Genomic DNA, 13358 nt, shown 5'->3' with positions numbered 1-13358 from the left:
GCCCGTCCGCCCGGAACCGGTTTGCCAAACCGGCAACAAGGTTCGCCACGCCTGCGCCGTCACTCGCACGATGGGGTACCGATCTTGGCGCATGGCCGGTCGGGAATCCTGGAGGACGCATGTCGCAGCAGGCCACGGAAGTCACCCATCGGCTCGTCTCCTCGCCCGCGGGCCGGATCCACGTGGTGGAGCAGGGCACCGGGCCCTTGGTGTTGCTCGTGCACGGCTTTCCGGAATCCTGGTACTCCTGGCGCCACCAGCTGCCGGCCCTGGCCGCAGCCGGGTACCGCGCGGCCGCGATCGACGTCCGCGGTTACGGCCGCTCCTCCAAGCCCGGTGCCCGCGACGCGTACCGGATGCTGGAGCTGGTGGAGGACAACGTCGCCGTGGTGCACGCCCTGGGCGAGGAGTCCGCGGTGGTCATCGGCCACGACTGGGGGTCGGCCATCGCCGCCGACTCCGCTCTGGTCGAGCCGGACGTCTTCCGTGCGGTGGGGATGCTCAGTGTTCCCTACGCCCCGCACGGCGGGCCGCAGCCCGGCAAGGTCTTCGCGCAGTTGGGTGGGGACGAGGAGTTCTACGTCTCCTACTTCCAGCAGCCCGGCCGGGCCGAGGCCGAGATCGAGCCCGACGTGCGCGGCTGGCTCGCAGGCTTCTACGCCGCCCTGTCCGCCGACACCATGCCCGCCCCCGACGCCCCCGGCCCGCACTTCGTCAGCCGGGGCGGGAGCCTGCGCGACCGCTTCCCCACCGGCCGGCTGCCCGGCTGGCTCAGCGAGAAGGACCTGGACGTCTACACCGGGGAGTTCGAGCGGACCGGCATGAGCGGGGCCCTCAACCGTTACCGGAACATGGACCGGGACTGGGAAGATCTCGCCGACTTCGACGGCGCGCCCCTCACCCAGCCCTCCCTGTTCATCGGTGGCGGCCTGGACGCCTCCACCACGTGGATGGCCGATGCGATCAGGGCATTCCCGGCCACCCTGCCCGGCCTGGTCTCCTCCCGGATCCTCGACGGCTGCGGCCACTGGATTCAGCAAGAGCGCCCCGCCGAGGTCAACCGGCTCCTGACCGACTGGCTCGCCTCCCTGCCCGCCTGAAGCCTCTCCCGAGTCCCCGCTGATGTGTACCGGGCCCGTCACCCGCGAGGCGGGTGACGGGGGAGTGGTGCCACGGCTCGTGGTTCCGTACGGAATCGGCAGTTCTGACCCGCGCTGTGGGCGGTCCGCCTCCGGGTGGCCAAAACTGACCCGAGACGGGTGAACAGAAAGCTACGTGCTGGTAACTTGCGCGGGTTGATCAAGGTCGGAGGTGTGGCCGACCACGCCCCCGGCCGGAGCCACCCCCCAGTCAAGGAACCACATTGGCACGCACCGTCCGTACGACGGCCCTCGTCTCCACCACGGCCCTCGCCCTCGGCCTCGCCCTCCTCGGCGCCGCCGCCCCCGCGTCCGCCGCGGACGCACCCACACCACACCTGGACTCGGTCGAGCAGACCCTGCGTCAGGTCTCGCCGGGCCTGGAGGGCTCGGTCTGGGAACGTACCGCCGGCAACCGGCTCGGCTCCTCCACCCCCGGAGGCGCCGACTGGCTGCTCCAGACACCCGGTTGCTGGGGCGACGCCACCTGCGCCGACCGGCCCGGATCGCGCCGTCTCCTGGACAAGATGCGCCAGGACATCGCCGATGCCCGGGAAACGGTGGACATATCGACGCTGGCGCCCTTCCCCAACGGCGGCTACCAGGAGGCGATCGTCGCGGGCCTGCGGGAGTCCGCCGGGAAGGGCAACCGGCTGAAGGTGCGCATCATGGTGGGCGCCGCGCCCATCTACCACTCCACGGTGATCCCGTCGTCCTACCGGGACGAGCTGCTCGCGAAGCTGGGCCCGGCGGCCGCCGGCAACATCACCCTCAACGTGGCCTCGATGACCACCTCGAAGACCGCGTTCTCCTGGAACCACTCCAAGCTGATCGTCGTGGACGGCAGTTCGGTCATCACCGGCGGCATCAACAGCTGGAAGGACGACTACCTGGAGACCTCGCACCCGGTGAGCGACGTCGACCTCGCGCTGACCGGGCCCGCCGCGGGCTCCGCGGGCCGTTACCTGGACTCGCTGTGGGACTGGACCTGCCGCAACAGGAGCAGCTGGAGCTCGGTCTGGTTCGCCTCCTCGCCCGGCGCGGACTGCATGCCCTCCCTGCCCCGGCCGGCCGCCCCGGCGGGCGGCGGGGACGTGCCCGCGCTCGCCGTCGGCGGCCTCGGCGTGGGCATCCGCAAGAACGACCCCACCTCCTCCTTCCGGCCGGTCCTGCCCACCGCAGGCGACACCAAGTGCGGGATCGGGGTGCACGACTACACCAACGCCGACCGGGACTACGACACCGTCAACCCGGAGGAGAGCGCCCTGCGCGCCCTGGTATCCAGCGCGACCTCGCACATCGAGATCTCCCAGCAGGACGTGCACGCCACCTGCCCGCCGCTGCCCCGCTACGACGTGCGCCTCTACGACGCCCTCGCCGCGAAGCTCGTGTCCGGTGTGAAGGTGCGCATCGTGGTGAGCGACCCGGCGAACCGCGGCACGATCGGCAGTGGCGGCTACTCGCAGATCAAGTCGCTCTCCGAGGTCAGCGACGCCCTGCGCGGCCGGGTGGCGGCCCTGACCGGTGACGGCGGCCGGGCGCGCACGGCCCTGTGCGAGAACCTCCAGCTGGCCACCTTCCGCGCGTCCGACCGGCCGGCCTGGGCGGACGGGAAGCCGTACGCCCAGCACCACAAGCTGGTCTCGGTCGACGGGTCGGCCTTCTACATCGGCTCCAAGAACCTGTACCCGTCCTGGCTCCAGGACTTCGGCTACGTCGTCGAGAGCCCGGCCGCGGCCGGACAGCTGAAGAGCGACCTGCTGGACCCGCAGTGGCGGTACTCCCAGGCCACCGCGACGTACGACTACGCCCGCGGCCTCTGCCAGGGCTGACACCCCCGTACCCGGCCCCGCACCTGCCCCCCGCTCCGCCCGGCCCGTACGGCCGGGCGGGGCGGGCGGCCCCGCACCCCCTCCGGAATATCCCGGGCGCACCCCGCGTTCAGCTATCGTTGAACATTAAACAATCTTGGAAGGGGAGCCATGCAGTTCGGGATCTTCACCGTCGGTGACGTCACGGCCGATCCGACGACCGGACGCGTACCCGGCGAGCACGAGCGCATCAAGGCGATGCTGGCCATCGGGCAGAAGGCCGAGGAGGTCGGCCTCGACGTCTTCGCTGTCGGCGAGCACCACAACCCGCCGTTCGTCCCTTCCTCGCCGACGACGATGCTCGGCTACATCGCCGCACGGACCGAGAACCTGATCCTGTCCACCTCGACGACGCTGATCACCACCAACGACCCGGTGAAGATCGCCGAGGACTTCGCGATGCTCCAGCACGTCGCGGACGGCCGTGTCGACGTGATGATGGGCCGTGGCAACACCGGACCGGTCTACCCCTGGTTCGGCAAGGACATCCGCGACGGCATCGACCTCGCCATCGAGAACTACGCGCTGCTGCGCCGCCTGTGGGACGAGGACGCCGTCACCTGGAAGGGCAAGTTCCGCACACCGCTGCAGTCTTTCGTCTCCACCCCGCGCCCACTGGACGGCGTCGCGCCCTTCGTGTGGCACGGATCCATCCGCTCGCCGGAGATCGCCGAGCAGGCCGCGTACTACGGCGACGGCTTCTTCCACAACAACATCTTCTGGCCGGCCTCCCACACCAGGCAGATGGTGAACCTGTACCGGGAGCGCTACGCGCACTACGGGCACGGCACCCCGGAGCAGGCCATCGTCGGACTCGGCGGCCAGGTGTTCATGCGCAAGAACTCCCAGGCCGCGGTGCGCGAGTTCCGCCCCTACTTCGACAACGCGCCGGTGTACGGCCACGGCCCGTCCCTGGAGGAGTTCACCTCCCAGACGCCGCTGACCGTCGGCTCGCCACAGGAGGTCATCGAGCGAACCCTGTCGTTCCGGGACTACGCCGGCGACTACCAGCGCCAGCTGTTCCTGGTGGACCACGCGGGCCTGCCCCTGAAGACCGTCCTGGAGCAGCTCGACCTGCTCGGCGAGGAAGTCGTGCCGGTGCTGCGCAAGGAGTTCGCGAACCTGCGCCCGGCCGGCGTGCCGGACGCGCCGACCCACCCGGACCGCGTGGCAGCGGCCCGGCAGGCCTCGAAGGAGGGGACGCAGGCATGAAGCTCGTCGTCGTATCGGCAGGGCTGAGTACGCCCTCCTCCACGCGGCTGCTCGCCGACCGGCTGGCGGCCGCGACGCTGGACCGCGTGGACGCCGAACCCGAAGTGATAGAGCTGAGGGAACTGGCTACGGAGATCGCCCAGCACTTCGTCACCGGGTTCCCGCCCGCCCGACTGGCCGCCGCGCTCGACGCGGTGGCGGCCGCGGACGGCCTGATCGCCGTGACGCCGGTGTTCGCGGCCTCGTACAGCGGCCTGTTCAAGTCGTTCTTCGACCTCATCGACAAGGACGCCCTCACCGGCAAGCCGGTCCTTCTCGGCGCGACCGGCGGCACGGCCCGGCACAGCCTGGTCACCGAGCACGCCCTGCGCCCGTTGTTCACCTACCTGCGCGCACTGGTCCTGCCGACCGCCGTGTACGCGGCCGCGGAGGACTGGGGCGAGCAGGGGCTGGCGCAGCGGATCGCCCGAGCGGGCGCCGAACTGGCCCGGTTCATGAGCCCCGGCACCCGGGACGCCGCCCCCGGCGTCGACACCGCCGCCGCGATCGCACCCCGTTCGCTGACCGGGGCGATCACGTCGACCGATCCGGCGAACGGCTTCAAGGTGGTGCCGTTCGCGCAACGGCTGGCCGCGCTGCAGGCCGAGTAGCCGCAGCGCGCCTCGCGCTGCGAAGCAGCCGGCGGCCCGGACTCCCGGGCCTCGGGCTGTCCTCGTCCTCCCCGGGGTGGCTGCCGGACGGGCGGGAGGGGCTCTCGACTCGCCCCGTGCGGGCAAGTACTGTCGGCGATCGTGGTCGAACGCGATGCCCTCAGCGCCACCCGTGAGGCCTACGACGCTGCTGCCTCCACCTATGCGCAGCTGTTCCGTGACACGCTGCGTGACAGCCCTCTGGACCGCGCGATCCTGGGTGTCTTCGCCGAGGTCGTCCGTGCGAGTGGGAACGGTCAGGTCGCGGACCTGGGGTGTGGGCCTGGCCATATCACCGCTCATCTGGATGAGCTGGGGCTGGCGGCGTTCGGTGTGGACGCCTCTCCGGCGATGATCGACTTGGCTCGACGGGCTTATCCGGGTCTGCGGTTCGACATGGGCTCGATGGCCGCGTTGGACATCCCTGACGGCGTGCTGGGCGGCGTACTCTCGCGCTGGTCCGTCATCCACACGCCGCCGCGGGAACTTCCCGTCATCCTGGCGGAGTTCCAGCGCGTGCTGGCCTCCGGAGGCCACCTTCTGGTCGGCTTCTCGGCGAGCGATGGTCCGTCGCACCCGACGCAGGTCTTCGATCATGCCGTCGCGCCCGCCTATCGGTGGTCGCCTGATCACCTCGCCGCGTTGCTGCGCACGTCCGGGTTGGCGGAGGTGGCCCGGATGGTGCGCGAGCCCCAGCCCACCGACCGACGGCAGTTCCAGGAGATTCACCTGCTCGCACGCAAAACCTAGGGCCCGTCTTGCCGATCAGGCCGGGCCCGGCTTGCCCGGCACGGCACCTCGCCGCGTTGTCGAACGCGCGAGTGCGGCCAAGTACGAGCTGCGTCTCTCCGCCTTGCGATGCACCGCCCCGGACAACCCGGGCCCACCGGCCTGATCGACAAGACGGGCCCCAGGGTGTCGTGCCGATCAGGCCGGGCTCGCGTCGCCTGGCACGCACGCTCGCCCCGGGCGAGGCCCCTGCGGGCCGCGCCGCCTGCGAGCGGTGGCACCACCTGGCTGCGCGGGCGCCGGGGCTCCTGGTCTCATCGCCCTGGCGCGGGCGCCGTAGTGGACGACGCGGACCCCACCGCACGGGTGGAGAACACCGCCGCCCCGTCACCCGTAACTCGCCGCAGGCCCCCGGCCCCCGGCCGACCACCCCGTGACCGTCCACATCGAGCTGCCGACGGAGCCGCCCCTGGCCCGCGTCCGTGCGCGTGGCCACCGGTCCGGTGCCCGCGCGCACCTTCGCGAGCCCGCCGGCGGCTCGCAGCCCGCGGGCCCCGCCCCTACCGGCCCCCCTTGCGCTCCTGCGTCGACGCGCGGATCTCCTCCGTCGCCTCGCGGAACGCGGGGGCCGCGCGGGAGAAGTAGTCGAAGAGCAGGTCCAGTTGGTCCGGCGTGTAGCCGGCCAGCACTTCGCCGATCCGCTTGCGGGCCGGGCCCACGGCCGCCTCGACGCCCGCCAGCGCGTCCGGCACCGCCTCGACCACGACCTTGCGCCGGTCGGCCGGGTCCGCGGTGCGGCGTACGTACCCCGCGCGCTCCAGCCGGTCGATCAGCCGTGTCGTCGCCCCGGTGGTGAGTCCCGTCCCGGCCGCGAGTTCGCCGGAGGTGAGCCCGCCCGCCAGGGTGATGCGGCTGAGCGCGTACCACTCGGACGCCTGGAGGCCCGCGGCCTCCGCACCCGCCATGCCGTGCAGCCCCACGGCATCGACGTACTCCCGGAAGACCGCCCGCCGGTCGGCCTGCTCCTGCTCCGTCATCGCGACACCCTTCCCCTTGCCATTTATCTGCACTCATGCAGATAATGCATGTGTGCAGTTGTTGCGCCAGTGTAGTCAACGCGGCGGCTGCCGTCATCCGACCGTTCCGTAGACCGAGAGGCATTCCCGTGAACAAGAAGACCGTCAAGCGCGCCGCCCTCGCCACCGCCGCCGTCCTCGTATGCGGCGCCGCCGCCGCGTACCTCTACCTCGACACCACCTCCGGCATACGGCGCACCGGCAAGGAGAACTGCGCCGACGTCATTCCGGCGGGTGCGAACACCGCCGACGGCGAGGCCATCTGCGTTACCCTCGACGCCCTCGTCGACGCCTGGGCCCGTGGCGACGCGGAGGCGTACGGCCGCCAGTTCACCGAGGACGGCACCTACACCACCTATGTCGGCAGCCACTACGAGGGCCGCGCCGACATCACCGAAGGGCACCGCGCCCTCTTCCAGGACTTCGTCAAGGGCAGCAAGCTCGCCGCGAGCTACCTCGACCTGCGCTTCCTCGGGAAGGACGCGGCCGTCCTGACCGGCCGCGGCGACGACTACACGGGTGGCAAGCCCGGCCTCGCCGAGCTGTCCAAGGTCCAGACGTACACCCTGGTCCGCGACACCGACGGCGCCTGGCGCATCGCCGCCTTCCACAACACGCAGCGCCAGAACGTGATGGAGCGCTTCTCCTTCCTCTACTCGCCCGCCACGGCGCCCAAGGCGGAGAAGTGACCGCCCTGATCACCGGCGCCACCGAAGGCATCGGCCGCGCCTTCGCCCTCGCACTGGCCGCCGAGGGCCACACCGTGACCGCCGTTGCCCGCACCGAGCGGCACCTGCGGGCCCTCATGACCGAACTCGGCCCCGGTGGGTCCGACGGCGAACACGACTACCTCGTGGCCGATCTGGCCGCCCCCGAAGGGGTGCGCGCCGTGGCGGACGCGTTGACGACCACCCCGTACGACCTGCTGATCAACAACGCCGGCCTCGCCCGGCCCGGCCGCTTCGCCGATACGCCCCTCGAACAGGCCCTGCCCGCACTCCGCCTGAACTGCGAGGCGGTCGTCGCCCTCGCGCACGCCTTCCTCGCCACCGCCCGCCACGGCGCCGCCCTGGTCAACGTCGCCTCCACCCTGGCCTTCGCCCCGCAGCCCGGCCAAGCCGTCTACAGTGCGACCAAGGCCTTCGTCGGCTCCTTCTCCGAAGCGCTCTGGTACGAGCAAAGGCCGCGCGGGGTCTACGTGATGGCGCTCTGCCCCGGACCGACCGCGACCCGCCCCGGCCTGCACGCCGACGTCCCGGCCGCCCTGGTCCAGTCTCCCGAGGCGGTCGTCGCCGCCGCTCTCACGGCCCTGCGCCGGCGCCGCCGCCCCACCGTCGTCCCCGGCCGGGCCAACGCCCTCCTCGCCACAGCGATCCGGTACCTCCCGCGCACCACCGCCCTCTCCCTCCTCGCCGACGGGCCCGGGACCCCTGATGCGCCAAAACTCCGCGGCTGACGGTTCCGTGCAGGCCGGGTGTTCAGGTGCCGGCGTCGGTCATCCCTCCGGTACGCGCCTCGGCGGCGGCGCCCCAGGGCGGCGGCGTCCGCAACTCCGTCCAGGCGGCCAGGGCGTCGCCGTCGACGCAGACGATGTCGCAGGCGGCGGCGTACTCCATGGCCGGAGCGGTGAACTCGCTGGTGGTCACGACGACGGCCACATCGGCTTCGTGGACGGCGAAACAGGTGCCGCCGAAACGCTGGAGGTCCTGGGAGCCGACCCGGTTGCCCTCGCCGTAGTGCTTGCACTGGATGACCACGCGCAGTCCGTCCGCCGTCGTGGCGATCACATCGGCTCCCAAGTCCCCTGCACCGCCGACCACTTCCACCTGGGGGCAGCCATCCCGAGCGCACAGTGCGGCGACCGTGTGCTCGAAGCCGTCGGCGTCCACCGCCGTGTGGTCGAGGGCGTCGGCGTCGACCTCGGGCAGGATGGCGGTGGTCTCCACATCGGCCGCCGAGCAGGCGCAGGGTGCCGGCGCACCCGGCTCCATCGGGCCGTGCGGACGCGGCCGGCACGTGGTGGAGCGGCGCAGGCCGGGAGCGATGCCCCACCGTGCCAGCGCCACTCCGGCGGCCAGGAGGAGCACGATGACGATCGGCACCACCGGTATGCCGCCGCCGGTTTCCGCGGCTGTTTTGACGAAGACGGCCGCCCCGCCCAGGCAGGCCCCCACCAGCCCGACCGCCAGCACGACGTCACGCCCCATCGACGCCACGCGCACGCCCCCCTCGCGCCGACGCCCTCCCGATGCCTTCATACGGCCCCCTCCTCATTCGTCACGAGCTTCGCCCCCTCCGCACGGCCCGGCACGGTCGGAGACCTGCCGGGGGATGGCGGACCCGGTACATCCCCCCTCGTCTGATCGGGATTGCCGGATCCAAACGGACCCGCCCCTGGTCAGGGCCGAGCCGGGACCGGGCGAAGGGCGGCGGGGGAAGGGGGAAGGGGGAAGGGACGGGAAGGCCCGACCGGCGGGTGCTGCCCGGCCCGGGGCCACCGGCCCCGCCGTGCACCGCTTCACCGGTCGCGGCCCCAGTTCACTCGCGCGCGCTGGCCTCAGCCGTCCTCGGGGCGGGCCTTCTTCCCGTCCGGCCCGGTCTGCAGGTCGAGCATGGCGAGCAGCGAGGCCAGGTCGCGGGGGCTGGTGGTCCGGGACGCGACCGCCTCGTGGGCCCGCTCGCGACGGCCGGCGGCGCCCGCGGAGGAGTCCCGGCACCGCGGCTCGCCCGTGACACCCGACCCGGCCCCGGCCTCCCCGCCGGAGAACGACCGGTACTCGGCTGCGTTTTCACAGGTGGCGGCGCTGCTCACGCGATGGTGGCGCCGGGCGCTCCGGGCGACGACGGCCAGGGTCTGCGTCAGGAGGCGCGGGCCGAGCGCGCCCGGCCGGAGCAGCGAGCCGACGGATATCCGCAGGGCGGTGCGACGGGCGTCTGCCATGTCGTGCTCCTCGTCGTTCGGTCAGGGCCCCGGACCGGCGGTGGCGGTCAGGACCGGAGGTCGTGCGATGGGTACGGCTGCCAACCCGGGGGACCGGAGCTCGGCAGCGGTTCGGCCCGCCTCAGCGGGAGCCGGTGAGGGAGCCCGCGACCGCCTTGGCGCGGTGGACCGTACGCGCCGCGGCCGCCTCGACGGGGCGGCGGACGGCATGCACCGGGTGCCGGCGGTCGAGTGCGTGCCGGGAGCGGTACGCGAACGAGGGCCTGCCGTGGGTGTCTGCAGCGGCGATGAGGAGCGCTCCCAGCTCGGAGAGGTCGGTCAGGAAGTGAGCGCGCTGCCGCGCCCGCTCCTGCGGGTCCTCCACCGTCCAGAAGGCATGGGCGGTGAGGGAGGTCGGCACGAGCGTGGCGGCGAGCGTGAGCGCGGTCAGGCGCGGGGCGCGCCCCGTCGCGAACAGCAGACCCGCCGCGGCCTGGACCGCGCCGGTGACGCGCACCAGCTGCAGCGGATCCCGGGCAAGAGCGGGGACACGCTTCCCGACCGCCCGGACCACGGGTTGGGCGACTTCCGCAACGGCCTCGGGGCGGCGCAGGGTGCGTAGTCCGCCGGTGACGAACGGAGCGGCGAGCAGGGGGCGGGCGAGCTTTCGTATGACGGCCATGGCCCGCTGCTGCCCAAACCCGGCCGGTCCATCCGGGCCGAGCGGTTTCCGAGGCGAAGGGAGGGTGACTCCGGTCACGTGTCGTCGGCTGAAGGAATCCAGGAACTCAACGCCGACACCTGTGGCCGCCCCCGCCCCCCCGACGGCGCACCGCTGCCCGGATGCATGACCGGGCCGGGCCGGGTAACACGCCGTCAATGAGCAACGCACACACCGCAGGCAAGAGATCCGGCCTCCTCCTCCTGCTGCTGCCCCTGCAGGCGGCCTCGGTCGCCGGCCTGGGACTGCTGGTGACCGGGCCACTGGCCGACCGGTGGCCGCTCTCGGTGGAGGACGGCGTCAACCGGGCCCTGGCGGACCGGCGCGAGACGCTGGCCACCGCGCTCTCGGACGGGATGTCCTTGCTGGCCGGCACCGAGAGCATCATCACGCTGACCCTCGTCGCCGTGCTGGCCCTGCTGCTGGTACCCAGGGTCCGCCAGTGGCGGCAAGCCGCGTTCCTGGCCGGAGCCGTGGCAGCTCAGTCCGCCGTCTTCCTGCTCGTCACCCTCGTGGTGGGCCGTGCCCGACCCGACGTGCCGCACCTGGACGCGGCGCCGCCGACCTCCAGCTTCCCCTCCGGGCACGTCGGGGCTGCCACGGCGCTCTTCGGCGGGCTGGCCGTGCTCGCGGCCGGACGGCTGCGCGGTGTCCGGCGCGGCCTGGTGGTGGGCGTGCTCCTGCTGGTCCCGCTGGCCGTGGCGGCCTCGAGGGTCTACCGGGGCATGCACCACCCCTCGGACGTCGTCGTGGGGCTGATGAACGGCGCCTGCACCCTGCTGGTGATGACGTACGCCCTGCTCCTGTCCGCCCCCGGCGGGAGCACCCCGGCGGGCCTCCCCGCGCCCCGGACCCGCTCGGCCGGTGCCACCCCGGACACCGCGCCCCTCGACGCTCCCGCCGCCCTCGACGCTCCCGGCGGGCCGCGCCGGGCCGTGGTGGTCCGCCACCCGCACGCCTGCGGTGACGGCACGACCGCCCGGGTACGGGCCCTGCTGCACGGCCACGGCTACACGGACCAGGCGTGGACCGAGACCACCGCCGAGGAGCCCGCGGGCGCACTCGCCGCCCGCGCGGCCGAGGCGGACACCGCCCTGGTGGTGGTCTGCGGAGGCGACGGCACGGTACGGGCCTGCGCCGACGTGCTGTCCGGCGGCGGGATCCCGCTGGCGATCGTCCCCTGCGGCACCGGCAATCTCCTCGCCCGCAACCTGCGGCTGCCCTCCGACCCGGACACCGCCCTGCGGGAGGCCCTGGCCGGGACGGCCGCCGGGCTCGACGTGGGCCGCATCCACGGTGACGGCCTCGCGCCGACCCGGTTCACGGTCATGGCCGGGGCCGGGTTCGACGCCGCCATGGTCCGGGACGCCTCCGCCCGGCTCAAGCAGCACCTGGGCTGGGCCGCGTACGTCCTGTCGGCCCTGCGCCACCTCGGCGATCCCCGGATGCGCCTCTCGGTCCGGCTCGACGGGGGCGCCCCGCTGGAGCGGCGGGCCCGCATGGTCGTCATCGGCAACGTCGGCTCCCTGCAGGGCGGACTGCCCCTCCTGCCGGACGCCCGCCCCGACAGCGGCCGGCTGGAGGTGGTGCTCCTCGATCCGCGCGGCGTCGCGGGATGGCTCGCGGCAGCCCGGCACCTCCTGGCCCGTTCGGCGGCGCGGGCGCCCGGGCCGCGGCCCTCCCCCTCCGCCGGCCAGGACCGGAGGGCGGCGCGCGGGGCGCTGGAGTACTTCAGCGCCGAGCGGATCGACTTGCGCTTCGCCCGCCCCCAGCCGCGCGAGCTGGACGGTGACGCCTTCGCCGCCGGAACCCGGCTGACCGCCGAGGTCGAGCCGGGCGCGCTGCGCGTCTGCCTGCCCGGACCCGGGCCGGCCGGGGCAGCCGCGGAGCCCGACGGGGCACGACTCGCGGCCCGCGCACCCGCGCCGGGCACCCGGCCGGAAGGGGTGCACTGACATGGGCACCGCCACACGCGTACCGCAGCGCAGCGAGCTGGAGGCGGTGGAGGCCGAACTGCGGATACAGGGCGAGGAGCTCTCCGCCGAGGAGGCGTGGGCCGCGCTGCGCCGCTACGGCGGCTGGAACCTCGTACGGGACTCCTTCATACGGTTCCGGTACGCCGACGGGTTCAGCCACTCCCGGGCCCTCGCCCTCCAGACGGTCCTCGCGATCCTGCCGCTCGCCATCGCGCTCATAGGCCTGTCCGGAGTGCTGCACACCGAGGACATCGGGCGGATCGCCGAGCTGACGATCCGCCGGCTCGTCAGCGGCCCCAGCCAGGACGTCGTGGACGACGCCCTGCGCGAGAGCCACCGCCAGGCCGGGGACGGCGGCGAGGTGGCCCTCTGGCTGGGCCTGCTGTTCTCGATCGTCAACGTCACCACCGGCATGTGCCAGGTCGAGCGCGGCGCGAACCGGATCTACGGCGTGGAGCGCGACCGCCCCTTCCTGTACAAGTACACCCGGGGCCTGGTGATGGCGCTCCTGGCGGGACTGCCCCTGGGACTCGCGTTCTCGGTCACCGTGCTCGGCTCCGACCTGAGTCTCGCCATGATCGAGGTCTACCACCTCGGACCGACCACCCACCGCGCCTGGGACGTGCTGCGCTGGCCGGTGGGCATCCTGCTGGCCGTGGTGGCCACCAGCGCCGTCTTCCGCCGCTCCCCGCGACGCACCCAGCCGGGCTACACCTGGCTCGCCTTCGGCGCCGCCGTCTACCTGGTGCTGTGGCTCGGCGCGACGTGGGCGCTGAGCCTGTACGTCGGGGCCAACAGCTCCTTCACCACCGTGTACGGGCCGCTCAGCGCGTTCATGGCACTGATGCTGTGGTCCTACCTCACCTCACTCGCCCTCTTCCTGGGCCTGTCCTTCGCCGCCCAGCTGGAAGCCGTACGGGCGGGCGTGGCCGAGCCGGTCACGGAGGACCCGGGGATCTGAGGTACCGGCCCCGGCCCCACGGGCCCGCCGGACCCTGCCCCACCGCACGACGAAAGGAACCCCA

The 13358-nt window shown here is 73.1% G+C and carries 13 protein-coding genes; 9 read left to right on the top strand and 4 right to left on the bottom strand.

Annotation, left to right across the window (positions count from 1 at the left end; translation table 11 throughout):
- The first annotated feature begins 119 nt into the window (after positions 1-119).
- From ACGFZK_RS09565 to ACGFZK_RS09545, 5 genes are all read left to right on the top strand, one after another.
- A complete protein-coding gene (locus ACGFZK_RS09565) occupies positions 120-1100 on the top strand; it encodes an alpha/beta fold hydrolase (RefSeq protein WP_393848282.1) in 981 nt (326 codons plus the stop codon).
- 263 nt (positions 1101-1363) lie between these two features.
- The gene (locus ACGFZK_RS09560; protein WP_393848281.1) at positions 1364-2971 is read left to right on the top strand and encodes a phospholipase; all 1608 of its coding nucleotides are present in this window, start codon (positions 1364-1366) and stop codon (positions 2969-2971) included.
- Positions 2972-3121: 150 nt separating this feature from the next.
- Positions 3122-4222 carry an LLM class flavin-dependent oxidoreductase gene (locus ACGFZK_RS09555; protein ID WP_393848280.1) on the top strand — a complete coding sequence of 367 codons (1101 nt, stop codon included), beginning with the start codon at positions 3122-3124 and terminating at the stop codon, positions 4220-4222.
- Positions 4219-4872 (top strand): CE1759 family FMN reductase, encoded by a 654-nt coding sequence (locus ACGFZK_RS09550; protein ID WP_393848279.1) that lies wholly within the window; start codon positions 4219-4221, stop codon positions 4870-4872. The genes ACGFZK_RS09555 and ACGFZK_RS09550 overlap by 4 nt, the downstream gene beginning before the upstream one ends.
- A 141-nt stretch (positions 4873-5013) precedes the next feature.
- Positions 5014-5661 (top strand): class I SAM-dependent methyltransferase, encoded by a 648-nt coding sequence (locus ACGFZK_RS09545; protein WP_393848278.1) that lies wholly within the window; start codon positions 5014-5016, stop codon positions 5659-5661.
- A gap of 539 nt (positions 5662-6200) precedes the next feature.
- Here the strand turns inward: ACGFZK_RS09545 and ACGFZK_RS09540 are convergent.
- The gene (locus ACGFZK_RS09540; RefSeq protein WP_393848277.1) at positions 6201-6677 is read right to left on the bottom strand and encodes a MarR family winged helix-turn-helix transcriptional regulator; all 477 of its coding nucleotides are present in this window, start codon (positions 6675-6677) and stop codon (positions 6201-6203) included.
- Between the two features lie 128 nt (positions 6678-6805).
- Here ACGFZK_RS09540 and ACGFZK_RS09535 point away from each other — a divergent pair, with 128 nt between their 5' ends.
- Positions 6806-7405, top strand: coding sequence for an SgcJ/EcaC family oxidoreductase (locus ACGFZK_RS09535; RefSeq protein WP_393848276.1), 600 nt, complete (start codon positions 6806-6808; stop codon positions 7403-7405).
- The gene (locus ACGFZK_RS09530) at positions 7402-8172 is read left to right on the top strand and encodes an SDR family NAD(P)-dependent oxidoreductase (protein ID WP_393848275.1); all 771 of its coding nucleotides are present in this window, start codon (positions 7402-7404) and stop codon (positions 8170-8172) included. The genes ACGFZK_RS09535 and ACGFZK_RS09530 overlap by 4 nt, the downstream gene beginning before the upstream one ends.
- 22 nt (positions 8173-8194) lie before the next feature.
- Here ACGFZK_RS09530 and ACGFZK_RS09525 read toward each other — a convergent pair whose 3' ends face one another.
- The 3 genes from ACGFZK_RS09525 to ACGFZK_RS09515 form a co-directional block, all read right to left on the bottom strand.
- A complete protein-coding gene (locus tag ACGFZK_RS09525; protein WP_393848274.1) occupies positions 8195-8974 on the bottom strand; it encodes a restriction endonuclease in 780 nt (259 codons plus the stop codon).
- A gap of 299 nt (positions 8975-9273) precedes the next feature.
- Positions 9274-9657 (bottom strand): hypothetical protein, encoded by a 384-nt coding sequence (locus ACGFZK_RS09520; RefSeq protein ID WP_393848273.1) that lies wholly within the window; start codon positions 9655-9657, stop codon positions 9274-9276.
- Positions 9658-9778: 121 nt separating this feature from the next.
- Positions 9779-10318 (bottom strand): DoxX family membrane protein, encoded by a 540-nt coding sequence (locus ACGFZK_RS09515; RefSeq protein ID WP_393848272.1) that lies wholly within the window; start codon positions 10316-10318, stop codon positions 9779-9781.
- Positions 10319-10515: 197 nt separating this feature from the next.
- Here ACGFZK_RS09515 and ACGFZK_RS09510 point away from each other — a divergent pair, with 197 nt between their 5' ends.
- Both ACGFZK_RS09510 and ACGFZK_RS09505 read left to right on the top strand, forming a co-directional pair.
- The gene (locus ACGFZK_RS09510) at positions 10516-12312 is read left to right on the top strand and encodes a diacylglycerol kinase family protein (protein WP_393848271.1); all 1797 of its coding nucleotides are present in this window, start codon (positions 10516-10518) and stop codon (positions 12310-12312) included.
- Position 12313: 1 nt separating this feature from the next.
- On the top strand, positions 12314-13294 hold the full coding sequence (locus ACGFZK_RS09505; protein WP_393848270.1) for a YihY/virulence factor BrkB family protein: 981 nt from the start codon (positions 12314-12316) through the stop codon (positions 13292-13294).
- The last annotated feature ends 64 nt before the right edge of the window (positions 13295-13358 follow it).

The organism is Streptomyces sp. NPDC048257, assembly GCF_043201855.1.
Lineage (GTDB): Bacteria > Actinomycetota > Actinomycetes > Streptomycetales > Streptomycetaceae > Streptomyces.
Note: the sequence above shows the minus strand (reverse complement) of the source record. Positions and strands in the feature narration are given on the sequence as shown.